The organism is Ligilactobacillus apodemi DSM 16634 = JCM 16172, assembly GCF_001434405.1.
Taxonomy (GTDB): Bacteria; Bacillota; Bacilli; order Lactobacillales; family Lactobacillaceae; genus Ligilactobacillus; species Ligilactobacillus apodemi.
Genome location: NZ_AZFT01000053.1, coordinates 974627 through 999215, shown reverse-complemented (window position 1 = coordinate 999215; position 24589 = coordinate 974627). Strand labels below are relative to the sequence as shown.

General features: G+C 38.9%; 19 protein-coding genes, 20 tRNA genes, 1 riboswitch and 1 other annotated feature. Of the genes, 37 read left to right on the top strand and 2 right to left on the bottom strand.

Features of this window, described 5'->3' with window-relative positions:
- The first annotated feature begins 123 nt into the window (after positions 1 to 123).
- The 25 genes from FC32_RS10295 (at position 124) to FC32_RS10175 (ending at position 12793) form a co-directional block, all read left to right on the top strand.
- A tRNA-Thr gene (locus FC32_RS10295) sits at positions 124 to 199 on the top strand.
- Between the two features lie 5 nt (positions 200 to 204).
- Positions 205 to 276, top strand: a tRNA-Gly gene (locus FC32_RS10290).
- 23 nt (positions 277 to 299) lie between these two features.
- Positions 300 to 385: transfer RNA gene (locus FC32_RS10285), tRNA-Leu, on the top strand.
- Positions 386 to 411: 26 nt separating this feature from the next.
- Positions 412 to 485 (top strand) — tRNA-Arg (locus FC32_RS10280).
- An 8-nt stretch (positions 486 to 493) separates the two neighbouring features.
- Positions 494 to 567, top strand: a tRNA-Pro gene (locus FC32_RS10275).
- A gap of 29 nt (positions 568 to 596) precedes the next feature.
- Positions 597 to 670 (top strand) — tRNA-Met (locus tag FC32_RS10270).
- 17 nt (positions 671 to 687) lie between these two features.
- Positions 688 to 761 (top strand) — tRNA-Ile (locus FC32_RS10265).
- 43 nt (positions 762 to 804) lie between these two features.
- Positions 805 to 894: transfer RNA gene (locus tag FC32_RS10260), tRNA-Ser, on the top strand.
- Positions 895 to 905: 11 nt separating this feature from the next.
- Positions 906 to 979: transfer RNA gene (locus FC32_RS10255), tRNA-Met, on the top strand.
- A 4-nt stretch (positions 980 to 983) separates the two neighbouring features.
- A tRNA-Asp gene (locus FC32_RS10250) sits at positions 984 to 1056 on the top strand.
- A 5-nt stretch (positions 1057 to 1061) separates the two neighbouring features.
- Positions 1062 to 1134, top strand: a tRNA-Phe gene (locus FC32_RS10245).
- 13 nt (positions 1135 to 1147) lie between these two features.
- A tRNA-Gly gene (locus tag FC32_RS10240) sits at positions 1148 to 1218 on the top strand.
- Positions 1219 to 1228: 10 nt separating this feature from the next.
- A tRNA-Ile gene (locus FC32_RS10235) sits at positions 1229 to 1302 on the top strand.
- Between the two features lie 3 nt (positions 1303 to 1305).
- A tRNA-Ser gene (locus FC32_RS10230) sits at positions 1306 to 1393 on the top strand.
- A 6-nt stretch (positions 1394 to 1399) separates the two neighbouring features.
- Positions 1400 to 1471, top strand: a tRNA-Glu gene (locus tag FC32_RS10225).
- An 18-nt stretch (positions 1472 to 1489) separates the two neighbouring features.
- A tRNA-Met gene (locus FC32_RS10220) sits at positions 1490 to 1563 on the top strand.
- A 4-nt stretch (positions 1564 to 1567) separates the two neighbouring features.
- Positions 1568 to 1640, top strand: a tRNA-Asp gene (locus FC32_RS10215).
- A 111-nt stretch (positions 1641 to 1751) separates the two neighbouring features.
- Positions 1752 to 1824, top strand: a tRNA-His gene (locus tag FC32_RS10210).
- A 6-nt stretch (positions 1825 to 1830) separates the two neighbouring features.
- Positions 1831 to 1915, top strand: a tRNA-Leu gene (locus FC32_RS10205).
- A 131-nt stretch (positions 1916 to 2046) separates the two neighbouring features.
- Positions 2047 to 2136: riboswitch (SMK box riboswitch) on the top strand.
- Positions 2134 to 3327: a methionine adenosyltransferase gene (gene metK, locus FC32_RS10200; protein ID WP_025088102.1), complete on the top strand. Its 1194-nt coding sequence runs from the start codon at positions 2134 to 2136 to the stop codon at positions 3325 to 3327. Its footprint overlaps the riboswitch before it by 3 nt.
- A 356-nt stretch (positions 3328 to 3683) precedes the next feature.
- The gene (locus tag FC32_RS10195) at positions 3684 to 5993 is read left to right on the top strand and encodes a LysM peptidoglycan-binding domain-containing protein (protein WP_056957432.1); all 2310 of its coding nucleotides are present in this window, start codon (positions 3684 to 3686) and stop codon (positions 5991 to 5993) included.
- Between the two features lie 48 nt (positions 5994 to 6041).
- Positions 6042 to 6253, top strand: a binding site (T-box leader).
- Positions 6254 to 6311: 58 nt separating this feature from the next.
- Entirely contained in the window at positions 6312 to 8726 is a 2415-nt protein-coding gene (gene leuS, locus FC32_RS10190; protein ID WP_056957431.1) for a leucine--tRNA ligase, read from the top strand.
- A 215-nt stretch (positions 8727 to 8941) separates the two neighbouring features.
- Positions 8942 to 10282, top strand: coding sequence for an amino acid permease (locus FC32_RS10185; protein WP_025087866.1), 1341 nt, complete (start codon positions 8942 to 8944; stop codon positions 10280 to 10282).
- A gap of 158 nt (positions 10283 to 10440) precedes the next feature.
- A complete protein-coding gene (locus FC32_RS10180; protein WP_025087865.1) occupies positions 10441 to 12084 on the top strand; it encodes a putative polysaccharide biosynthesis protein in 1644 nt (547 codons plus the stop codon).
- Positions 12071 to 12793 carry a pseudouridine synthase gene (locus FC32_RS10175; RefSeq protein ID WP_025087864.1) on the top strand — a complete coding sequence of 241 codons (723 nt, stop codon included), beginning with the start codon at positions 12071 to 12073 and terminating at the stop codon, positions 12791 to 12793. Before FC32_RS10180 ends, FC32_RS10175 begins: the two co-directional genes overlap by 14 nt.
- Here FC32_RS10175 and FC32_RS10170 read toward each other — a convergent pair.
- The gene (locus tag FC32_RS10170; RefSeq protein ID WP_025087863.1) at positions 12781 to 13623 is read right to left on the bottom strand and encodes an NAD(P)H-hydrate dehydratase; all 843 of its coding nucleotides are present in this window, start codon (positions 13621 to 13623) and stop codon (positions 12781 to 12783) included. The two genes, FC32_RS10175 and FC32_RS10170, sit on opposite strands and share 13 nt — an antisense overlap.
- Before the next feature lie 141 nt (positions 13624 to 13764).
- Between FC32_RS10170 and pepV the strand changes: the two genes are divergently transcribed.
- The 8 genes from pepV (at position 13765) to FC32_RS10130 (ending at position 19096) form a co-directional block, all read left to right on the top strand.
- The gene (gene pepV / locus FC32_RS10165; RefSeq protein ID WP_025087862.1) at positions 13765 to 15165 is read left to right on the top strand and encodes a dipeptidase PepV; all 1401 of its coding nucleotides are present in this window, start codon (positions 13765 to 13767) and stop codon (positions 15163 to 15165) included.
- A gap of 114 nt (positions 15166 to 15279) precedes the next feature.
- Positions 15280 to 15516 carry a hypothetical protein gene (locus FC32_RS10160; protein WP_025087861.1) on the top strand — a complete coding sequence of 79 codons (237 nt, stop codon included), beginning with the start codon at positions 15280 to 15282 and terminating at the stop codon, positions 15514 to 15516.
- 23 nt (positions 15517 to 15539) lie between these two features.
- Positions 15540 to 15821 carry a hypothetical protein gene (locus FC32_RS10155; RefSeq protein WP_025087860.1) on the top strand — a complete coding sequence of 94 codons (282 nt, stop codon included), beginning with the start codon at positions 15540 to 15542 and terminating at the stop codon, positions 15819 to 15821.
- A 50-nt stretch (positions 15822 to 15871) separates the two neighbouring features.
- Positions 15872 to 15956, top strand: a tRNA-Leu gene (locus tag FC32_RS10150).
- Between the two features lie 225 nt (positions 15957 to 16181).
- Positions 16182 to 16631 carry a universal stress protein gene (locus FC32_RS10145; protein ID WP_420828117.1) on the top strand — a complete coding sequence of 150 codons (450 nt, stop codon included), beginning with the start codon at positions 16182 to 16184 and terminating at the stop codon, positions 16629 to 16631.
- Between the two features lie 38 nt (positions 16632 to 16669).
- Entirely contained in the window at positions 16670 to 17008 is a 339-nt protein-coding gene (locus tag FC32_RS10140) for a hypothetical protein (protein ID WP_025087858.1), read from the top strand.
- Between the two features lie 102 nt (positions 17009 to 17110).
- Positions 17111 to 17458 carry a hypothetical protein gene (locus tag FC32_RS10135; RefSeq protein WP_235804348.1) on the top strand — a complete coding sequence of 116 codons (348 nt, stop codon included), beginning with the start codon at positions 17111 to 17113 and terminating at the stop codon, positions 17456 to 17458.
- Positions 17459 to 17671: 213 nt separating this feature from the next.
- Positions 17672 to 19096, top strand: a complete 1425-nt coding sequence (locus FC32_RS10130; protein WP_025087856.1) for an APC family permease — start codon at positions 17672 to 17674, stop codon at positions 19094 to 19096.
- Between the two features lie 81 nt (positions 19097 to 19177).
- Here FC32_RS10130 and FC32_RS10125 read toward each other — a convergent pair whose 3' ends face one another.
- A complete protein-coding gene (locus FC32_RS10125; RefSeq protein WP_025087855.1) occupies positions 19178 to 19729 on the bottom strand; it encodes a nucleotidyltransferase family protein in 552 nt (183 codons plus the stop codon).
- A gap of 210 nt (positions 19730 to 19939) precedes the next feature.
- Here FC32_RS10125 and FC32_RS10120 point away from each other — a divergent pair, with 210 nt between their 5' ends.
- From FC32_RS10120 to mutL, 4 genes are all read left to right on the top strand, one after another.
- Positions 19940 to 20395: a universal stress protein gene (locus tag FC32_RS10120; protein WP_025087854.1), complete on the top strand. Its 456-nt coding sequence runs from the start codon at positions 19940 to 19942 to the stop codon at positions 20393 to 20395.
- Between the two features lie 126 nt (positions 20396 to 20521).
- Positions 20522 to 20725, top strand: a complete 204-nt coding sequence (locus FC32_RS10115; RefSeq protein WP_025087853.1) for a hypothetical protein — start codon at positions 20522 to 20524, stop codon at positions 20723 to 20725.
- Between the two features lie 158 nt (positions 20726 to 20883).
- The gene (mutS, locus tag FC32_RS10110) at positions 20884 to 23499 is read left to right on the top strand and encodes a DNA mismatch repair protein MutS (protein WP_056957430.1); all 2616 of its coding nucleotides are present in this window, start codon (positions 20884 to 20886) and stop codon (positions 23497 to 23499) included.
- Positions 23500 to 23520: 21 nt separating this feature from the next.
- A partial coding sequence (gene mutL, locus FC32_RS11040; RefSeq protein WP_156399019.1) for a DNA mismatch repair endonuclease MutL occupies positions 23521 to 24589 on the top strand: 1069 nt, incomplete at its 3' end.

Sequence of the window (24589 nt, the reverse complement as noted above, 5' to 3'; positions counted from 1 at the left end):
GTAGAGCATCTGACTTTTAATCAGAGGGTCGACAGTTCGAGCCTGTCACGACTCATAAAAATAAAAAAACTCTTGACAGAAAATTATATATTATATATAATAATTAAGTCTTTTGTTTTTAACGCCGACTTAGCTCAGCTGGCAGAGCATCTGATTTGTAATCAGAGGGTCGGAGGTTCGAATCCTCTAGTCGGCACCATTTATGCGGAAGTAGTTCAGTGGTAGAACACCACCTTGCCATGGTGGGGGTCGCGGGTTCGAATCCCGTCTTCCGCTTGATCAGCATAAATGATGATCATGCCGGGGTGGCGGAACTGGCAGACGCACAGGACTTAAAATCCTGCGGTGAGTGATCACCGTACCGGTTCGATTCCGGTCCTCGGCATTTTAAATTAAATAATTTTATATTACGCACCCATAGCGCAACTGGATAGAGTGTCTGACTACGAATCAGAAGGTTGCAGGTTCGACTCCTGCTGGGTGCATTTTTTATCGGGAAATAGCTCAGCTTGGTAGAGCACCTGGTTTGGGACCAGGGGGTCGCAGGTTCGAATCCTGTTTTCCCGATTGAACAAGAGTTCAAGATATTTACATATCGCGGTGTAGCTCAGCTGGCTAGAGCGTCCGGTTCATACCCGGGAGGTCGGGGGTTCGATCCCCTCCGCCGCGACTTACTGCTAGTGCCTCGGACCTTTAGCTCAGTTGGTTAGAGCAGACGGCTCATAACCGTCCGGTCGTAGGTTCGAGTCCTACAAGGTCCATTGATTCTGTTCATGGATTTAAGCAGTATCACTTATATATTATGGAGGATTACCCAAGTCTGGCTGAAGGGAACGGTCTTGAAAACCGTCAGGTGGGTCAAACCACGCAAGAGTTCGAATCTCTTATCCTCCTTTTTTTATTATCGCGGGATGGAGCAGTCTGGTAGCTCGTCGGGCTCATAACCCGAAGGTCGTAGGTTCAAATCCTGCTCCCGCAATATTGGTCCTATGGTGTAGGGGTTATCACGCCTGCCTGTCACGCAGGAGATCACCGGTTCAAATCCGGTTAGGACCGTTTATGGCTCGGTAGCTCAGTCGGTAGAGCAAAGGATTGAAGCTCCTTGTGTCGGCGGTTCGATTCCGTCCCGCGCCATTACATAAAACATGCGGGTGTAGTTTAGTGGTAAAACCACAGCCTTCCAAGCTGTTGTCGCGAGTTCGATTCTCGTCACCCGCTTAGGTTTTATGGGCCTATAGCTCAGCTGGTTAGAGCGCACGCCTGATAAGCGTGAGGTCGGTGGTTCGAGTCCACTTAGGCCCATATGGAGAAGTACTCAAGTGGCTGAAGAGGCGCCCCTGCTAAGGGTGTAGGTCGGTAACACGGCGCGAGGGTTCAAATCCCTCCTTCTCCGTTTTATGGCCCGTTGGTCAAGTGGTTAAGACACCGCCCTTTCACGGCGGTAACATGGGTTCAAATCCCGTACGGGTCATCACTTAATATTAATTATCGCGGGATGGAGCAGTCTGGTAGCTCGTCGGGCTCATAACCCGAAGGTCGTAGGTTCAAATCCTGCTCCCGCAATATTGGTCCTATGGTGTAGGGGTTATCACGCCTGCCTGTCACGCAGGAGATCACCGGTTCAAATCCGGTTAGGACCGTTGTGACTTTATTTTTAGCTACCTTTTATGGTAGCTTTTTTTATGAAATTAGTCAGCTGTTGATTATTTACAATAAGTAGTAATTGTAGTATAATTTAATTATTCGTGATGGCGATAGTGGCGAAGTGGTTAACGCACCGGATTGTGGCTCCGGCACTCGTGGGTTCGATTCCCATCTATCGCCCTTTATGCCGGTGTGGCGGAATTGGCAGACGCGCTGGACTCAAAATCCAGTGTCCGTTGAGGACGTATCGGTTCGACCCCGATCACCGGTATTGTATATTAAGCACTAGGAAAGATATTCCTAGTGCTTTTTTTGTATAGTGCACGAGTAGTCCTTTTTCATTATTGTGAATAAAATAAAAATGATATTAGTTGCATAACTAATATCTTGTGTTAAAATGGGAAATGTTACAACTCACTCATTCCCGATAGGATTCACTATCTAGTGAAGATGCCTTGTAACCATAAAAATGAACTGGGGGAATTTACTGTGTCAGAAAGACATTTATTTACATCAGAATCAGTTTCTGAAGGACATCCAGATAAAATTGCAGACCAAATCAGTGATGCGATTTTAGACGCACTATTAGAGAAAGACCCATATGCACGTGTTGCAGCGGAAACAACTGTTACAACTGGTCTTGTAGTGGTTGTTGGTGAAATATCAACAACAAAATATGTTGATATTCAAAAAGTAGTGCGTGATACGATCAAAGAAATCGGATATACCGACGGGAAATATGGTTTTGACGGTGACAATTGTGCAGTATTAACTGCAATCGATGAACAATCAGCTGATATTGCACTCGGTGTAGATACAGCACTTGAAGTTAAAGAAGGCAATGAAGATCCATTAGATCAAATTGGTGCTGGTGACCAAGGTTTAATGTTTGGCTATGCAATCAATGAAACACCTGAACTGATTCCATTACCGATTGCTTTAAGTCATCGTTTAATGCGAAAAATCGCTCAAGTTAGAAAAGACGGCGAACTTTCGTATCTAGGGCCAGATGCTAAGGCGCAAGTTACGATCGAATATGATGATGATCGTAAACCACTTCGAGTGGATACGGTCGTCCTTTCCACACAGCATACAGCAGATGTTGAGTTGGAACAAATTCGCCAAGATATTTTAGAAAAAGTAATCAAAAAAGAAATTCCGGCAGAATTATTGGACGAAAAAACTAAGTATTTTATTAATCCAACCGGACGTTTTGTGATCGGTGGTCCTCAAGGCGATGCTGGCTTGACTGGCCGAAAGATCATTGTCGATACTTATGGTGGTTATGCACATCATGGTGGTGGCGCATTTTCAGGTAAGGATGCAACTAAGGTTGACCGTTCTGCTAGTTATGCAGCGCGTTATATTGCTAAGAATATTGTTGCTGCAGGAATTGCTCCTGAAGTTGAGGTTCAGTTAGCTTACGCAATTGGAGTTGCTCAACCTGTTTCGATCTCGGTCAATACATTTGGCAAAGCAACCGTTGACAATGAAAAATTGATCGAAGCTATCCGTAAAACATTTGATTTACGTCCAGCAGGCATTATTGAAATGCTAGATCTACGACGCCCAATTTATAAACAAACTGCAGCTTATGGGCACTTTGGCCGAACTGATGTTGACTTACCTTGGGAAAAGGTCGATAAGGTCGATGCGCTAAAGGCAGAATTAAATTTAAAATAATTAAATAATGATAGTAAGATGACTATGGTATTTACATGAAGTAATGCCATAGTTTTTTTGTTAAAAATTATTCGGTTAATATTTTATCAGCAGTGTAAAAAGCTAGCATCAAACAAAAATAGAAGCTATAATCAAACTTAAGGATAATTACAGAAAGTAAATTTTCATACTTAAAATATTTATATTAGCTAGTATTTACTATATTTGAGATGAATGCATTTATAAAAATTTTGGACATAATAGTAAATACAGTGCCACTACTTAATTATTCAGAGAAATTTACAATTAATTTAGGAAAGGAAAAACTATATTTTATCAGCCATTAGGGCAAAACTAAAATATAGTAGGTATAGGTTTTGAAAAGTCGAAAAGAACGAATTGAATTTGCAAAACATCAGCTCTTATCTGAGAATTTTAAATCTGTGAAAAAAGCGACTACCTACATAGGAACAACTGTTTTAATGGGAACTGCAGGTTTGGCCTTGAATAAAGCAAAAGCGCAAGCTGATGTAGTTCAAGTTGACCAGAATTCAACAGCAAACAATACAAATTCTACTGATAGTTCAACCCAACAAAATACTACAGATACAGCTACGAGTACTTCAACAAGTGCTACTTCGGTGCCTACGACTTATACAACATCTACTGTGAGCGTCTCTAGTTCTTATCCTGCTAATGTTCGTAACTTTTTGAATAGTATTGCAGGCGCTGCACAACAAATTGCTCAACAGCGCGGATTATATGCTTCATTGATGATTGCTCAAGCAGTGGTTGAAAGTGGCTGGGGTAGTAGCTATTTATCGACTTCAGCTTATAATCTTTTTGGCGTGAAGTGGTCTGGTTCAGGTGCTTACATCGAATTACCTACTCAAGAATATTATAATGGTTCTTATCAGACTGTTTATGATAAATTCCAACGTTACTCAAGTTACGCAGAATCGTTAAGTGCTTATGCAAATGTTATCACGACGCGTTTCCCTAATTCAACGCGTGCTAATGCTTCAAGCTATGCTGTTGCAGCGCAAAATTTGAAAAATGGGGTTTATGGAACATATGCTACTGCACCAGATTATGCCGAAAAACTGATTAAAGTTATCGAAACGTATAATCTTACAGCTTACGATACAGGTGGTTCTGTCCAAGGCACTACAGATACAGGAACAATAACTACAACGGGTACAACAAGTCAAACAACAAGCACGGCTACAGCGACAGGCACATATACAGTCAAATCTGGCGATACGTTATATCGGATCGCGCAAAATAACAATATGAGCTTGGACACATTAAAGAGTTTAAATGGTTTGACAAGTAACACGATCTACGTGGGTCAGGTCTTAAAAGTCTCAGGATCAACAAGTACAACGACGTCAAATACAAGTAGTGGTAGTCAAACGACGACTCCAGCAGCGACAACGAATCAAACAACAAGCACGGCCACAGCGACAGGCACATATACAGTCAAATCTGGCGATACGCTATATCGGATCGCGCAAAATAATAATATGAGCTTGGACACATTAAAAAGTCTAAATGGTTTAACAAGTAACACGATCTATGTGGGCCAAGTTTTAAAAGTCTCAGGATCAACAAGTACAACAACGTCAAATACAAGTAGTGGCAGTCAAACGACGACTCCAGCAGCGACAACGAATCAAACAACAAGCACGGCCACAGCGACAGGCACATATACAGTCAAATCTGGCGATACGCTATATCGGATCGCGCAAAATAATAATATGAGCTTGGACACATTAAAGAGTCTAAATGGTTTGACAAGTAACACGATCTATGTGGGCCAGGTCTTAAAAGTCTCGGGATCAACAAGTACAACAACGACAAGCACAAATAATAGTCAAGCAACAACAACAAATACGAGCCAAACAACAAGTTCAGCAACGGGAACGTATACGGTCAAATCAGGTGATACATTATATCGGATCGCTCAAAACAACAATATGAGCTTAGACACATTGAAGAGTCTAAACGGTTTGACAAGTAATACAATCTACGTAGGTCAAGTTTTAAAAGTATTGGGGTCAACAAGTACGACAACGACAAACACGAGTAACAGTGGTCAAGCAACAACGACAAATACGAGCCAAACGACAAGCTCAGCGACAGGCACTTATACCGTAAAAGCTGGCGATTCACTATATCGAATTGCCCAAAATAACAATATGAGCTTAGATAGCTTAAAGAGCTTAAATGGTCTGACAAGTAATTTGATCATTCCAGGTCAAGTTTTAAAGGTGTCAACAACATCATCTACAACAGCAATCACAAGCAATACTTCAAATTCTACCCAAAGCCAAACGACTACAAGTCAAACGAGCTATACGGTCAAAGCTGGCGATACTCTATGGTCGATTGCTAATGCCAATCAACTTACCTTGAGTGAATTAAAGAAACTCAATAATTTATCTAATGATATTATTTATGTGGGTCAAGTGTTAAACGTTGGTAAATCTAGTTCTTCGACGCAACAAAGTCAAAGTAGCTCATCTACGACATCAGCGGCTAAAACAAGTGAATATACTGTTAAATCAGGTGATTCTTTATGGAAGATTGCCTCTGCAAACGCCACGACAGTTACGCAACTAAAGGCTTTAAATAACTTATCTTCAGATATTATTTATGTCGGTCAGAAATTAAAGTTACAATAAATTTGACTTGAATTAAGATGGCTGTTTTGCTAAGATAAAGTAAATATAATTTGAACGCAGATAAGGATCAGTAGAGAATAATTACTCTTACAGAGAGCATGTGTTAGCTGAAAGCATGTAGGTAGTTATTTTTGAACTCACCTTTGAGTTTCCTAGTGAAAAAATAGTAGGTAGGGACGGTACTTCTCGTTACGAAGTTGAGTGCTAACTTGAGCTCAAGTTAGAAGTATGGGTGGTACCGCGGTTTTTTCGTCCTATATAGAGTCTGTTATGGCTCTGTATAGGACCTTTTATTTTTTGAGAAAGGATTTTTTTAGCATGAGTTATAATCATAAGAAAATTGAAACCAAATGGCAACGTTATTGGGATGAACATAAAACGTTCAAAACTACGGAAGATAAAAACAAACAAAACTACTACGCTTTAGATATGTTCCCATATCCATCAGGGCAAGGACTACACGTTGGTCACCCTGAAGGTTATACGGCAACTGATATTGTGTCACGAATGAAACGGATGCAAGGCTATAATGTCTTACATCCAATGGGCTGGGATGCTTTTGGCTTACCTGCTGAACAATATGCCTTAAAGACAGGAAATTCGCCCCGTGAATTCACTAAGAAAAATATTAATAACTTTAGACGTCAAATCAAATCTTTGGGCTTGTCATATGATTGGGATCGTGAAGTAAACACGACCGATCCAGCTTATTACAAATGGACTCAATGGATCTTTGAACAATTATATAAGCGTGGTTTAGCTTATGAAGCTGAGATTCCAGTTAACTGGAGCCCAGATTTAGGTACTGTTGTGGCAAACGAAGAAGTTATTGATGGAAAAACTGAACGTGGCGGATTTCCAGTTATCCGTAAACCAATGCGTCAATGGGTCTTAAAGATTACTGCTTATGCTGATCGTTTGATCGATGATTTGGATGACTTAGATTGGCCAGAAGCAATCAAAGAACAACAAAGAAATTGGATCGGGCGCTCTGTAGGGGCAACTATCAATTTCAAAGTTGCTGGAAAAGATGACGAAACTTTAGAAGTGTTTACAACTCGTCCAGATACGCTCTTTGGTGCTTCAGCGATCACGATCGCACCTGAACATGAATTAGTTGAACAATTAACAACTCCTGAACAAAAAGAAGCTGTTCAAGCGTATGTCGAAGAAGTTTCTCATAAATCAGACCTTGAAAGAACTGATTTGGCTAAAGATAAGACTGGGGTTTTCACCGGAAGTTATGCGATCAATCCTGTTAATGGTGAAAAATTACCAATTTGGTTAGCTGATTATGTTTTAGCATCGTATGGAACTGGGGCAGTTATGGTTTCTGCTGCGCACGATGAACGTGACTGGGAATTTGCGAAAAAATATGACCTGCCAATCATTCAAGTTATTGCTGGTGGCGATGTAACTAAGGAAGCTTATACCGGTGAAGGTGAATATATCAATTCTGAATTCCTTAATGGTTTGACTAAAGAAGAAGCAATCGCTACGATGATCACTTGGTTAAAAGAACATGATGCAGGTGATAAAAAAGTTAACTATCGTTTGCGTGATTGGACCTTCTCGCGTCAACGTTATTGGGGTGAACCAATTCCTGTTATCCATTGGGAAGATGGCGAAACAACATTAGTTCCAGAAGATGAATTGCCATTACTTTTACCAAAATCAAACGATATCAAACCATCTGGCACAGGTGAAAGTCCGTTAGCTAACCTTGAAGACTGGGTCAATGTGGTTGATGAAAATGGTCGCAAAGGGAAACGTGAAACCAATACAATGCCACAATGGGCTGGTAGTTCTTGGTATTTCTTGCGTTATATTGATCCACACAACAAAGATGTGATCGCTGACCCTGAAAAATTAAAAGAATGGTTACCAGTTGATCTTTATGTCGGTGGGGCAGAACATGCTGTATTACACTTATTATACGCTCGTTTCTGGCATAAATTCCTCTATGATCTTGGGGTAGTTCCAACTAAAGAACCATTCCAAAAATTGGTTAACCAAGGGATGATTTTAGGTAATAACCACGAAAAAATGTCTAAATCTAAAGGTAATGTTGTAAATCCAGATGATATTGTAGAACAATATGGAGCGGATACATTACGCTTGTATGAAATGTTTATGGGACCATTGGACGCATCGATCGCTTGGAGCGAAGATGGCTTAAATGGTGCACATAAATTCATTAATCGTGTTTGGAATTTAGTGGTTGATGAAAATGGTAAACTCCGGGATCGAATCACGACGATCAATGAAGGTGAGTTAGATCTTGTTTATAATCAAACAGTGAAGAAAGTAACGGAAGATTATGAAAAACTTCACTTTAACACGGCTATTTCTCAATTGATGGTAATGGTCAATGATTTCTACAAGGCTCAAGCTCTACCACTTGAATACGTTGAAGGCTTAGTTAAATTACTAGCACCGATCACACCACATATGGCAGAAGAATTGTGGGCTTTACTGGGACATAACGAAAGTATTGCTTATGCACAATGGCCAACTTATAACGAAAATAAATTAGTTGAAGATACGATCGAAGTAGTCGTCCAACTTAACGGTAAAATTCGTCAACGTCTCAAAGTATCACGCAATGCTTCAAAAGAAGAACTTGAAAGTTTAGCTTTAGCGGATGAAAAGGTTAAAGCAGAACTTGAAGGAAAAACGATTCGTCGTGTGATCGCAGTTCCAGGCAAATTAGTTAATATTGTAGCAAATTAAAATTAGTAAAAATATCTAATAAAATTTAGCTCGACCGAACCCTTCCTAACTAGGAATATTCTAAGTTAGGAAGGTTTTTTGCGGTTTTTTAAGTCCAAGAGAAAGCTTAGTTATTTAAGGAAAATTTGCGAAATTAGTTTAAATTAGATAAAATATAACTTAACTCATATTTTATAAAAAAGGAACATTTTTATTTAAGGAGGGCTTTAAGTAGCATGAAAAACGAACTTTCGCGTGCTTTAACTCACCGGCACGTGCAGATGATCGCGATCGGAGGGGCGATCGGAACTGGGTTATTTCTTGGTTCTGGGAGTGCGATCCAAAAAGCAGGTCCTGCGATCATTTTTGCTTATTTGATAGCGGGGATCTTCTGCTTTTTAATGATGCGAGCTATTGGAGAATTGATCTTGTCAGATACATCTAAGTCTTCATTTATTGAATTTGTGAGAGAATATTTAGGTGAAAAATGGGAATTTGTTGTCGGTTGGACTTATTGGCTTTGTTGGGAAAGTTTAGCAATGGCCGATTTGACCGCAAGTGGTATCTATATTCGTTATTGGTTTCCAAATATCCCACAGTGGGTAACTGCGCTAGTGATCATTTTGATCTTGTTAGCCTTTAATTTATTAAGTGTTGGTGTCTTTGGTGAATTAGAATCATGGTTTTCAAGTATTAAAGTTATGGCGATCATTGCGTTGATCGTAACAGGCTTTATTTTACTGGCTACTTCAGCAAATGTTGGTGGCAATCAAGTTCAGTTAAGTAATTTAGTCAATTATGGTGGACTATTTCCTAAGGGATTCTCGGGCTTGATGGCAGCCTTTCCGATGGTTATTTTTGCTTTTACTGGAATTGAAATGGTTGGGCTAACTTCTGGTGAAACTGCTGAACCCCAAAAAGATCTCCCGCGGGCGATCAACACCTTACCTTTACGGATCGGTTTATTTTATATCGGTTCAATGTTTGTTTTAATGTGTATTTATCCGTGGAATGAGATCTCAACTTCTTCAAGTCCATTTGTCCAAGTCTTTTCAGGAATTGGAATTAATTTTGCAGCAGCTGTGATCAATTTTGTTGTTCTTACAGCGGCACTTTCAGCCTGCAATAGTGCGATCTTTAGTACAAGTCGGACTTTATTTGTATTATCAAGTAGTGGTCAAGCACCAAAACGGATGGCTAAAATCAGTAACCGTAGCGTGCCAGTTTCGTCCTTAGTTTTTTCATCTTCAGTGTTATTTGTGATCGTAGTTTTGAACTATATTCTTCCAAGTAGCATTTTTGAAATTATTTCTGGGGTTGCAACTGTAAGTTTTATCTTTGTCTGGATCATTTTAGTTTGGTGTCACTATAAATATCGCGAACAAAATCCAACTAAGAAAAGTGTTTTCCCAATGCCACTTTACCCAGTATCTAATTTTGTAACTATCTTCTTTTTTATTGCAGTTTTAGGGTTATTGACCTTGAGTGAAAGTACGTTACTATCGATTATTTTTGCTTTACTTTGGTTTATGTGCCTTTTTATTGCTTCAAGAACCGTTATTAAAAAAGCAGAATAGATAAATATATAAATAGTTAATTTTTTAGAAGCAAATAGTCTACCTTATGTGGATTACTTGCTTTTTTGAATAGGATTCATGTTAACGTAATTTCTTTAGTGTCCTTGAAATTTCTGCTAAAATTACACTTGAATAACATGTAGTGAAAGGAAAAATAAATGAGTGAACAAAAAACAATGAAAGAAAAGCTACTTACGGGGTCAGCTTGGATGACCGCTGGTAGTATCCTTTCACGGATCTTGGGTGCGATCTACATTATCCCTTGGTATAGTTGGTTTGGAGCTGATCGTTTGCAAGCCAACGCATTATATACTAAAGGTTATACGGTCTATAGCATCTTTTTGATGATTGCGATTTCAGGTATTCCATCTGCTGTGGCTAAACAAGTAGCTTATTATAATTCTAAAAATGAATACCTTATTTCAAAACGGCTCTTCAAGGTAAGTTTTTGGGCGTTATTTATGGTTGGTGTTATCTGTACGGTGATATTTTGGAGCATCGCGCCCCTTATTTCTCAGGGAGATATGCGGGTCGTTTCGATTTATCGTTCTTTAGCGCTAGCTTTGTTGATCATTCCGACTATGAGTTTATTACGTGGTTATTTTCAAGGTTATCAAGAAATGGCCCCCTCAGCCTTATCGCAACTGCTAGAACAGTTTATTCGGATAATTTATATGTTGGCAGCGACTTTTATCACGATCAAAGTTTTAGGGGAATCCTATGAAGTTGGTGTATGGCAATCGACCTTTGCTGCATTTGTGGGGGCGATTGGCGGAACTTTGATTTTAGTTTGGTATTATTTGCGCCATTGGCAAGGATTAAATCAACTAGCAGAACAAAGTGTAAATAAGTTGGTGGTTAGTGATTTAGCCTTGATCAAAGAAGTATTTTCTCAAGCAATGCCCTTTATTTTTATTGCTTGTGCGATGTCGACCTTTAATTTGATTGATCAATTCAGTTTTCCCTTTATTTTTAAACAGCTCACTAATTACTCAATGGAGCAGATCAATGCGTTTTATGCACTTTTTGCAGGAAATGCTAATAAAGTTATCATGATAGTAGTGGCGCTTTCGACTGCTTTAGCTACGACTGCGATTCCTTTATTAAGTGAGGCTGTAGCTAAAAAGGAGCGCAAGTTAACTCAAAAACAACTATTAAATGCTTTAGAGTTGTTATTTTTTATCATGTTACCGGCTGTTTTAGGGATGGCAGCGGTTAGTCGTCCGTTATATTTAGTGTTTTATGGTTACGACGAATTAGGAATCTATGTTTTAGCGGTTTCAGCTTATATGACGCTAGCGATTTGTCTTTTCAATGTTTTGGGTTCGTTGCTTCAAGGAGTATACGAAAATCGCCGAGCAATTCGCTATACAGCTTTAGGGTTAATTTTAAAATTAATATTGCAATATCCACTGACAGCTACGTTAGGTGTTTTTGGTCCGATTCTGGCAACGGGGATATCCATGTTACTTGCTAGCTACTTTATGTTTAGCTATTTATACTACCGTTTTGATCTGCAACCGCAAAAATTACAATTTAACGTCAATTTGATGGCTATCTTTTCGTTGGTGATGTTTGGCGGTGTATTGCTCTTAGTAACAGGGTTAACTAAACTTTTCCCGGGAAATAATCGTTTCCTAGCTTTAGGAATTTTGCTGTGTGCTGCGATTTTTGGCGCAGGAGTGTATTTATTTTTATGTTTAAAAACCGGAATTATCAGAAAAATTTTAGGTGAAAAAATAGAAATTAAATTACAAAAAATATTTTTTATAAAGGAAAGTTCATCACATGAGATTAGATAAATATTTAGCGACAGTAGGCGTGGGGACACGTTCGGCTGTGAAAAAAATTTTAAAACAAAAACAAGTTACGGTAGATGAAATAACTGTAACAGATGGCAAACTACAAATAGATCCAAATACTGCAAAAGTCAAAGTAGGTGAACAAGTTTTAAACTATCAAGCCAATTATTATTATATGTTGAATAAACCTAAGGGCGTAGTCAGCGCAACTAAAGATCAACAAAAAACGGTCCTTGATCTGTTAGGAAAAAAAGAGCGCAGTCAAAAACTATTTCCGGTTGGCAGATTAGATAAAGATACAACAGGATTATTACTATTGACTAACGATGGTGCTTTGAGCCATGAACTTTTAGCTCCTAAAAAGCATGTTGCTAAAGTGTATCGTGCCCAGATTGCGGGGGGTGTGTCACAAGAAACATGTAGCGCATTTGCCAAAGGGATAAGTTTAAAAAATGGTGAGCAAACTAAGCCTGCACAACTAAGAATTTTGGCAGTGGATCTAAAAACACAAAAATCCGAGGTCGAAATCACGATCTCGGAAGGTAAATATCACCAAATAAAAAGAATGTTTGGGGCAGTTGGCATGCGTGTTTTAGAATTAAAAAGACTTCAAATGGGCTCTTTAAAGCTTGATCAAAATTTAGCTTTAGGTAAATTTCGCCCCTTAACAGAAAATGAGCTAGCAGACCTCAAAGCTCAAACTAAGTAGTTATGCATCACTTGAGGCAAAGAAGAAATGATATCAGATGGTAAGACCACATATTTTTCGTGTGAAAGTTTAGTTGGAATCAAGCTGTGCAGGTAAACAGCAGCATCTAAAACATCGGCAGCTGAAGATGCTTTAAATTGACCAATAAAGGCTGCAATGATCCCAGTGAGAGTATCACCCATCCCACCAGTTGCCATGTAGGGGCCACCGATCATGATTTTTGAGCTCGAATTGTCTGCGTGATAAATCTCGGTGTGATGTTTTTTCAAGATGACAGTTGCGCCTAATTTTTGCTGGATACTTTGATTTACTTGTGGGGTTTGCGCAGCAATTTCAATTCCTGATAATCGTTGCCATTCTGCTTGGTGGGGCGTATAGATAATGGGACAGTTAGGTATTGTTTTAAGTAGTTTTGGCTCTTGAGCCAATGCAGTGATCGCTGAACCATCAATGATCAACGTTGTTTGTTGGCGGATATGGGTAAAAATCAAGGCAAATAATTTGTTAGTATGTTGGCTTAAACCTAGTCCGGGGCCAACAACGATCACATCAGCACTTTTGATTACCGTAATGATTTGAGAAAAATCGTGATAGTCTAAAAACATTGCCTCTGGGAGTCTGGCATGGAGCGCTGAGCGGTTTTCTGGGGCACTAGCGCAAGTCACTAGGCCAGCGCCGCTATAAACGGCGGCACTAGCGGACATGATCGCTGCTCCGCCCATATTTTCGTTGCCCCCAATGATCAAAATTCGTCCGTAATCTCCTTTGTGGCTAACGGATGGACGTTTTTTTATAACTTCTTTTAAAACACTTTCTGATATTTGTTTCAAATAAAACACCTCTCTTTTCTTAGTTTAAGTTGACAGTAAATCATTTTTAGCAAACTTGCAACTAATATTATATTACTGGCAGCAAGGGTAAAGTGTGATAAAATAAAGGGGAGTCTTAATTTTAATAAGAGGTGGATCTATATGACAATTGATTGGAAAAAAGAAGCCGAAAAAAGAAAAGATGAAATGTTAACAGATCTAAAGACGATGTTACGAATTGAAAGTGTTCGTGATGAATCTAAAGGAACCAAAGAAGCTCCACTTGGACCAGGTCCTAAAGAAGCTTTGGATAAATTCTTAGAGATCGGACAACGTGATGGCTTTACTACGCTTGAATTAGATGGTTTAGCTGGCCACATTGAATACGGTGAAGGTGACGAAACATTAGGCATGTTAGCCCATGTTGATGTGATGCCTGCTGGTAACGGTTGGAATACAGATCCTTTTGAACCGGTTGAAAAAGATGGTCGTTTGTATGCTCGTGGTGCGTCAGATGATAAAGGACCTAGCATGGCGGCTTATTATGGCTTAAAGATCGTTAAAGAATTAGGTCTTCCAGTTTCGAAAAAAGTTCGTTTTATTTTAGGAACTGACGAAGAAAGCCAATGGCGTGGAATGACACACTACTTTGAAAAAATGCCCCAACCTGATTTTGGCTTTTCACCAGATGCTTTCTTCCCAATTATTAACGGCGAAAAAGGAAATGTTAGTTTTGTGGCTGATTTTGTGGGTACAAATGGTGGCAAAAATGAATTATTGAGCTTTGACGCTGGTTTACGTGAAAATATGGTGCCACGTGATGCAGAAGTTTTAGTAAAGGCTGCTGATGAAAAAGAAATGTTGGCAGCATTTGATGAATTTGTTGCTAAAAATCCGATCACCGGCACTGCTTACCTTAAAGATGGTAATGTTTATCTACACATTATCGGTAAAGCAGCTCATGCACAAGAACCACGTAATGGTGAAAATGCTGCTACTTACATGGCAACATTCTTAGCACAATTTGATTTTGGTGGAGCAGCTGCAAGCTTTATTGAATTTACAGCTAAATATTTGCACCAAGATTCTCGGATGACAGCCTTTGGGATTGCTTATACTGATGAGATCATGGGAGATTTGACTATGAACTCAGGGATCTATAACTTTGAAGCTGGTAAGGGTGGTCAAATTACCCTTAACTTCCGCTTCCCTAAAGGTACGGATGAAAAAGATATCGAAGCTGGCTTGAAAAAAGCAGCTACACCACTGGATATCGAAATCTCTCGTAGCGGAAAATTACAAGTTCCACACTATGTTTCACCAGAAGATCCATTGGTCAAAACTTTACTTGCAGTTTACAGCGAACAAACAGGTGAACAAGCACAAGGTAAAGTTGTTGGTGGGGGGACATATGGTCGCTTAATGGAACGTGGGGTCGCTTTTGGTGCCATGTTCCCAGGTGTACCAGACACAATGCACCAAGCTAACGAATTTATTCCAGTCGATGATCTTGTAAAAGCAGCAGCAATTTATGCACAATCGATCTATGAATTGATCAAATAATGTTAAGGGATGTACCTAAAGCGGGTGCATCCCTTTTGCGTTGATTTTGATAAATCCTTTGAAGTAGCGTACAATAAAAGTAGAGTAACGAGGTAGTTACGAGGAGGCATTTTAATGAAGAAAGGTTTTTTAGAAGTAACAGCTGACGATAGTGACAGCGAGACGACACTTTTTAAAGTTTTAAGTCGACGTGAAGATCTTTTTATTCGCGTTGATAACGACTTAGTTTCTAAGCTTGATGATGATGCCAAGTTAAAAAAGATGTTGCATACTTTGCTACGAAGACGAGCTAAAAATAATCGGCGTGAAGTTATCAACATCAACCGACATAATTATCAAATCTTTCTTTAAATAAATATTTTGAGGTGAAGACAGTGTTTTTAACAACTGGTGAAATCAATAGAACTTACACGATCAAAGGAATTGTTAGTGCTACGGTAAAAAAGACCTTAACAGCTGATCAATTAGATGAAGTTGATAATTTTGATGATCTTTATCGCGAAGTGCAAGATATTTTAATTGAACGCGCAGTTGCTAAGGATGGTGAAGGGATCATCGCAGTCAGATTTGAACCACAGATCGTGCGAGTTTCAGTTGGTCCAAAATACCTGATGCTCCATGGTTACGGCACAGTGATCCAATTTCCTAAACGCTAATCTGTCAGCTTGACTATTTTAGACTTTAGTGTAAAATAAGAAAGGTTAATGCCACTGTGGCGGAATTGGCAGACGCGCAGCGTTCAGGTCGCTGTTTGGTTTATCCAAGTGCAGGTTCGACCCCTGTCAGTGGCATAGAACTTGCTTATAATATTGGGCTTTGGGACGGTAATATCCCCCGAATGGCCCCAAATTCAAAAAAGCTGCTTTAGATAGGTCGTAGAGATTTGTCTAAAGCATCTTTTTGTTACTCAGCCTATAGCTACGAACTGATCAAATAGGACAATCCTTGGAAAAGATGATATAATTGTCCTACAGTAAATTATTTAAATGTCAGTACGAAAGTGGGGGTCGATGACAATGATCGAACAAGAATATCGTAATATTTTGGTACCAGTTGATGGCTCAAAGGCAGCTGAAATAGCACTTGAACGCGCAACAGAGATTGCTTTAAGAAATAAGGCACACTTAGATATTTTAAATGTGATCGATTTAAAGCAATTTTCCGTAAGTTTTGCGGGGATGATCGATGCTAATGGTGATGTCGTTTATCAAACATTTGAAGATGTTGATGGCTATGTGGCAAAATTAGTCAAACGTGTGAAAAAACAAGGTTTGGCTGATGTCTCTGCGCATGTTCGGTTTGGTTCGCCACGTTCTGTGATTGCACGCGAATTTCCTGCAGATCACAAAAATGATTTGATCGTTATGGGCCCCACCGGCTTAAATCCAGTTGAGCGTCTTTTAGTTGGGTCTGTTACTGATTATGTGACCCGAGCAGCTGCTAGTGATGTGATCATTGCACGCTGATTATTTCTTAGGGCCAAATAGTACAAGAAAGGATTATTATGCAACTTAATATACTTTCAATTTTTATATATGCGGCTTTGATTATTCTGTCTGTGTACAATTTACGTTTAGCATGGCAGTTATCAAAATTACAAACAACCATGATGCTACGTCAACCAGAAGAAGTTCAAAGAGAGGAAAATTTACGCTTGAAAGAACTTGATCATGATAAGCGACGTTGGAACATCTTAGGCAGAGTGTTTTTTTGGACTTCACTTTTAGTTGCGTTGGTCGGAAATATGGAAGAATTAGCTTTTTTCCTAGATCTTTACTCGATTTGTAATATAATCGTCTTGCGTGGTAATATTGAGACGGTAAATATTTTAGCAACAAAATAAATATTTACGTGCATACCGATATTTATTTATGGGTGATGCTGATCTTAAAATGTAAGGAAGATTACTATCAAAAAATATACAGTGACTTTATTAGAAGGTGCAGTGTCAGCATTATTCTTACTAGTGCTATGTCGCTTTATTCCGACAGAAAATTGGCGCTTACTACTCTATTACTACGTGATCAGCAACTATTTGATGCTATATCCGTATAATCAAGAAAATAAGTCCAAGGCGCCACAAGTTATAGCACAAGAAGAAACGTCAAAAGATGATCAACAAGTAGATGTTGAATCCGAAGCTGAAGATCAACCGTTACGGCGTTCGCGCAAACGCACCAAGCAACAATTAGATACAGAGTTGCTTAATAACTTATTAAAGAGTTTTGCTTTGACCTGTGTAGATTTAGTTTTAGCACCTTTCTACTTTATGCGTAGTTGTTTAAAGAAATAAAATAAGATAGCAAGTTGATGAAAAACTTGCTATCTTATTTTTTTGTTAGATATTGGAATTTATGATGGCGCTACCATTAATTAAATTGTGTTTGTTATGAAAAAATAATGAAATTAATTTAATTTTCCGTGTTGACGAATGTCTAAAAGCTTTGCTATAATCGTTTTAATCTAATGAAAACTTTCAGTAAAAAATTATATAGGGGGCTTTTCGATGGGTAAACTGTGGAAAAAAATGACACAGAAAAAAGATCCAAAAGAGTATCAACAAAAGGATGCTCATTTGCTCCAAGTCCTTGGTGTTAAAGACTTTCTTGCTTTAGGGGTCGGAACCATTGTTTCTACTTCTATTTTTACTTTGCCAGGGATTGTAGCAGCCCAACATGCTGGTCCAGCCGTTGTTTTGTCCTTTTTGGCTGCAGCTGTTGTGGCGGGGTTAGTTGCATTTGCATATGCAGAAATGTCATCAGCATTGCCATTTGCAGGATCAGCGTATTCATGGATCAACGTTATTTTTGGTGAAGGCTTTGGTTGGATCGCAGGCTGGGCTTTGATCGCCGAATATTTTATTGCGGTAGCCTTTGTAGCGTCGGGGCTTTCTGCCAACTTACAAGGTTTATTAGAACCATTAGGAATTCAATTGCCAGCAGCACTTTCAGCAGCCTTTGGTTCTAATGGTGGTATGATCGATGTTTTGGCAGTCTTAGTTATTGTGCTTGTAGCTATTTTACTTTCACACGGTACTTCTGGTGCTGCACGTGTTGAAAATCTATTAGTAATTTTAAAAGTTGTAGCAATTTTGGTATTTATTGCCGTTGGTGCTACAGCTATCAAGACTGTTAATTACCATCCATTTATTCCAGCGCATAAAGTTAACGCCGATGGTTCATCATTTGGTGGTTGGCAAGGAATCTATGCAGGTATTTCCTCAATTTTCCTCTCCTACATCGGGTTTGACTCGATCGCTGCCAATGCGGCCGAAGCTAAAAATCCTTCAAAGACAATGCCACGTGGGATCTTAGGTTCTCTTTTGATCGCTGTTGCTTTGTTCTCTGGGGTATCGCTCGTATTAGTTGGGATGTTCCACTATACTAACTATGCTAACAACGCTGAACCAGTTGGTTGGGCTTTACGGCATGCAGGCCATCCACTAGTTGCGACCGTTGTTCAAACGATTGCCGTTGTTGGGATGTTTACGGCTTTGATCGGGATGACTTTAGCTGGTTCACGTTTATTGTATTCCTTTGGGCGTGATAAATTGTTACCAAAATGGTTAGGGGAATTAGACAGTAACAATCTGCCTAACCATGCCTTGATCGTTATTTCAGCTGTTGCGATCATTTTAGGGGCAGTTTTCCCATTCTCATTTTTATCCCAACTTGTTTCTGCGGGAACTTTGATCGCGTTTATGTTTGTAACGTTGGGAATCTATCGTTTACGACCACGTGAAGGTAAGGATTTACCTGTACCAGGCTTTAAGATGCCGTTTTATCCTGTTTTACCAGCGATTGCGTTTATCGGCGCACTCTTTGTATTCTTAGGGTTAGACCATTTGGCTAAATTAGCAACTGGTATTTGGTTTGTGATCGGTATTTTAGTGTATGTTTTCTATGGAATGCATTCGACTGAAAAAGAATAATAAATAGTTAATTAAAAGACTGAAAAATTCCTGGTGGGAACTTTTCAGTCTTTTTAGTGTAGTAAAAAGTTAATAATAAAATTATTTTATTACAAGTTGAGCATTAGCATAATTTTCTAGCCATTTTTTCCGTGTCACGCGTTGTTCAAAGGTCTCAGCGGAGTTTTCAAGCTTGTATTTAGGAGTCGGGCAGATCTTTTCTGCAAATAGATCTTCTAACCCATATGGCGCAATGATTTCGATCGTTTCAGCTGGTGAGCGACAAATTCCCACCGCGCTGCAGGTCTCTGGAAAACTTGCGATAACGTCTTCCATGTTATTTGAAGTAGGGGTACGTGAATTTTTAAGTGCCGTATTAGTTAATTCCCACAGATATTTTGAATAACGATGATTCAATTCGGCTTTTTTAGTTAAATATTGTTCATAGGTCTCATTTGGATCGTTGTAATAAATATCAATATTACCTAATACTAAACTATGTGGTTTGGCTTCGTTGGTATTCCAAACTAAGTCACGAATAGCACCAGCACAAATGAAAGCATTGGTTAGCTTCATTTCTCTTAAGATATTGAAGATCTCGTGAAATTCACGGTCGTTTTCAATAAGTGAAGTTAATTTTTGTTCTAAAGTCATAGTAAATTCAAATGGTCCTTTCCGAAAAATCTGCCAGTTTTTTAAGAATAGCACAGCTGTTCGCTTTTAGCAAAATAACTAGAGCTTTACTATTAAACATTAAAACATATTACTGTTATTTTAAAGTAAGTTGCACTAAAATGAACAGGTAAGTGTTTGACAATTTTGCCACACTCAGATATTTTATTGTTTGAAAAGAGGTCTTTTTAGATGAAAAATTATAAGGTTATTTTAGTCGGACTGGATGGTTCAAAGAATTCCGTTAACGCAGGTCAAAGAGCGATTGAAATGGCTGCAAAACTCAAGGCAAAACTTGTTTTAACTACTGTACTTAAGCCTCAGATCAATGTGGCTTTTGGTGGCGTTGGACTTGAACCAAGTAATTTAAATGATGGCAGATTGGCTGATGAAGAAAAATTAGCTAACGAAAATTTGAAGAAGGTTTATGAACAAGCTAAAGCAGCTGGGGTAGAAGACGTTGAACTTAAAGTTAAAGTTGGTAATCCTAAAGTCGAATTAGCTAAAGGATTGCCTGCACAATATCAAGCTGATTTGATTATTGTTGGTGCAACGGGGCTTAACCGCGTCGACCGTTTGATCATTGGTTCAACCGCAGCTTACGTAGTTCGGAATTCTGGCATTGATACCTTAGTTGTTAATGAGTAAATAGAAATGTTACATCAAGAAATTTTTTTGTAATGTAAATTTAAAAAAAGACGGTTAACAAAGTGAAGCAAAAGTGTTAAATTATTCAAGTTAAGATAATTTTATGATTTTTTAGGAGGCTTTGTTATGGGCAATAAGCTCGATATTTTACATGAGTATCAGTTAGCAGAGGAGAAATGCTCCGAGCTCAGCAATGTTTGCGAAAAATTACACGGAACCAAACGTGGTAACCATTTGATTGAAGTTTACGAAGAAAAGTTAAGAAATACCGAATCACAACGCGATAACTTAAGTGTTATTTTAGCTGCCATGGATGCGGCTGAAGATTAGAATTAAAGATTTAAAATATGTAAAGGAGTGACCATTGTGCCACTCCTTTTTGGTGCAGTGCAGAGTTGTGCTAAAAATGATAAAATTGGACAAGAGAAGAAAAAGAGCAACTCAAAGGGGATGCTCCAATTTTTAGTTAGGAAAGGATTTTTGGAGATATGCCACAAAAGACAAAAAAGACCCCAATGATGGAACAGTATCTAGCGGTAAAAAAACAATATCCCGATGCATTTTTATTTTATCGGCTAGGTGATTTTTATGAAATGTTCTATGATGATGCCGTTAAAGGAGCTCAAATACTCGAATTAACATTAACAACTAGAAATAAAAATGCCGTTGATCCGATCCCAATGTGTGGTGTGCCACACCATGCTGCCCAAAACTACATTGATATTTTAGTCGATAAGGGTTATAAAGTAGCGATCTGTGAACAAGTCGAAGATCCTAAAACTGCTAAGGGAATGGTCAAACGTGAAGTTGTTCAACTCGTAACACCGGGGACGATCATTGATCAAAATGCCGGTGATGCCAAGGAAAATAACTATTTAACAGCTTTATTAGAAGCTGATGATGGCTATGGGCTAGCATATGCTGATCTTTCGACTGGAGAGATCAAAGTGGCGACCTTAAAAAATGAAGAGGCGTTATTAAATGAATTGATGAGTTTACAAACGAAAGAAATTGTGCTCGCACCTGAAATTAGCCCCCAATTAAACGAACTTTTGGCTAAGTTAAAGATTTTGACTTCGATTCAAGCTAACGCAGAAATTACAGCAGAAACATCTTACGTGACCCAAGATCTTGCTTCTAAGCTTGAACAAAGAACGGTCCAAAATTTACTGACTTATTTACAAACAACGCAAAAACGTTCGTTAGCGCACTTGCAAAAGGCGTTGCATTATGAACCTTCACACTATTTAAAATTAGATCATAATGCGCAAAGAAATCTGGAACTTTTACAAAATCTCCGGACTAATAAAAAATCAGGAACGTTACTGTGGTTACTTGATTCAACTAAGACTGCGATGGGGGGACGGATGCTCAAACAATGGATCACACGGCCTTTGATCGATTTAAAGCAAATTGAACAAAGACAAAAAATCGTTGCTGATCTTTTGGAAAACTATTTTGAACGTTCAGGGATCATTGAGCAATTAACCCAGGTTTATGACCTAGAACGTTTAGCTGGGCGAGTAGCCTTTGGTAGTGTAAATGGACGTGATCTAGTTCAACTAAAAACCTCGTTAGAACATATTCCGCAAATTCGTTATCTGTTAGAACAATTGGATAATACGATCTATCAAGAATTTTTAGCTGATCTTGATCCAGTTGAAGATGTTGCTGATTTGATCGAACAAGCGATCGTAGACGAACCACCGTTGTCAATTACCGAAGGAAACTTGATTCGTGAAGGCTATAATGCCCAATTAGATGAATATACTAATGCGATGAAAAATGGGAAACAATGGTTAGCGCAATTAGAAGCCCAAGAACGCGAAATTACCGGAATTTCTAATTTAAAAATCGGTTTTAACCGTGTCTTTGGTTACTATATTGAAGTGTCTAAAGCAAATGCTAAAAAACTACCCCAAGATCGTTATCAACGTAAACAAACATTGACTAATGCAGAGCGGTTTATCACGCCTGAATTGAAACAAAAAGAAGAATTGATTTTGGGGGCAGAAACTAAAGCCTATGAGTTAGAATACCAATTATTTACCGAAATTAGAGAACAGATCAAAGATCAGATCAAACGTCTGCAAAAATTAGCGGCTAAAATTGCCGAATTGGACGTCTTACAAGCTTTTGCGACGGTAAGTGAAGAAAATCATTTTGTGTGCCCCGTGTTAAGCAATACTAAGCGTGAGTTAAATATCGTTGCTGGTTGGCATCCGGTGGTTGAAAAGGTATTAGGCAAGCAAAGCTATATTCCAAATGATGTCAAAATGGATGCCGATTTGGATGTTTTATTGATCACTGGACCTAATATGTCCGGGAAAAGTACGTATATGCGCCAATTAGCCTTGAGCGTTATTATGGCGCAAATGGGTTGTTTTGTTCCAGCTGAGAGTGCAGAAATGCCGATTTTTGATCAAATTTTTACGCGAATCGGGGCGGCTGATGATTTGATCTCGGGTGAATCAACATTTATGGTCGAAATGAAAGAAGCAAATCAAGCGCTTAAAAATGCTACGCCAAACAGTTTATTACTTTTTGATGAATTAGGACGTGGTACGGCTACTTATGATGGGATGGCTTTAGCACAGGCAATCATTGAATTTGTTCATGATCAGATCCATGCAAAAACACTCTTTTCAACGCACTATCATGAATTAACTGTTTTAGCTGAAAAATTGCCTAAATTAGCCAACATCCACGTGGGAGCAGTTGAAAAAGATGGTGAACTAGTTTTCTTGCATAAAATGCAAAGTGGTCCTGCTGATAAATCGTATGGGGTACATGTCGCTAAACTTGCAGGTATGCCAGAAATGCTGTTAGAGCGCGCCGCAACGATTTTGGCACATTTAGAAGGAGCAGATAAGGCAACGGAAGTCTTAGCACCTGATGAGCCTAAAGTTGAGCCTGAGTTGCCACAAACTGAAGAAGCCCAACTATCCTTGTTTGAACCAGAAGAACAGTTGCCTGAAAAATTAAGTGGTGAAAAACAACGTGTCTTGTCTGAATTGACCGAAGCCAACTTAATGGCGATGACACCAATGGAAGTAATGAACACTCTTTTTGCATGGCAAGAGCGCTTAAAAAAAGCTGATTGAAATAATTAGAAAGGAAAGATTATGGCTAAGATCCATGAATTATCTACAATTTTAGCTGACCAAATTGCAGCGGGTGAAGTAGTTGAACGCCCAGCATCTGTGGTCAAAGAACTAGTAGAAAATGCAATTGATGCGCATAGTACTCAGATTGATATTTATGTGAAAGATGCTGGCATAAAAGAGATCAGTGTGATCGATAACGGTGAAGGCATTGCACGTGAAGACGTGGCCCTGGCATTTTATCGGCATGCAACAAGTAAGATCAATGATCGCCAAGATCTTTTTCAAGTGCAGACCTTAGGCTTTAGAGGAGAGGCTTTACCTAGTATCGCTTCAGTTGCCGATGTAAGTTTAGAAACAGCCTTTCAAGCCGAAAGTCAAGGGACCTTTTATCATGTACGTGGTGGCGAGCTTGTCGAATCAAAGCCAGCAGCCATGCGACAAGGAACGAAAATCACCGTGCAAGATCTTTTTTTTAATACGCCGGCACGTTTAAAATATTTAAGCTCGTTGCACACTGAATTGGCAGCGATCAGTGACATTGTGAATCGGTTAGCACTGAGCCATGGTGAAATTTCCTTTTCCTTGTTTAACAATGGTAAAAAGCTTTTGCAGACGGCAGGAAATGGTAAATTAAGACAAACCTTAAGTGCGATTTATGGTTTACAAAACGCTCGCCAAATGATCGAATTTTCAGGGGAAGACTTAGATTTTAAAGTTTCAGGCTATGTTTCTTTGCCTAAGTTGACTCGTGCTTCGCGTAACTATATCAGTTTATTGATCAATGGGCGTTATATTAAGAATCAAACGCTCATTCGGGCTGTTTTAAAAGGCTATGGTTCTAAATTAATGGTAGGGCGTTATCCGCTAGCCGTGATCGATATTCGGTTAGATCCGCTTTTAGTTGATGTAAATGTACATCCAACTAAGCAAGAAGTTAGGATCAGTAAAGAAGAACAACTAGCCGAGCTTTTGCGTCAAAGTATTTATAATGCTCTTAGTCAAGAAAATTTAATTCCTGCTGCGCTTGAAAATTTACAAAAAAAGCCTCGGCAAAAAAATACGGTCGAACAGCTAGATTTTGATTTTG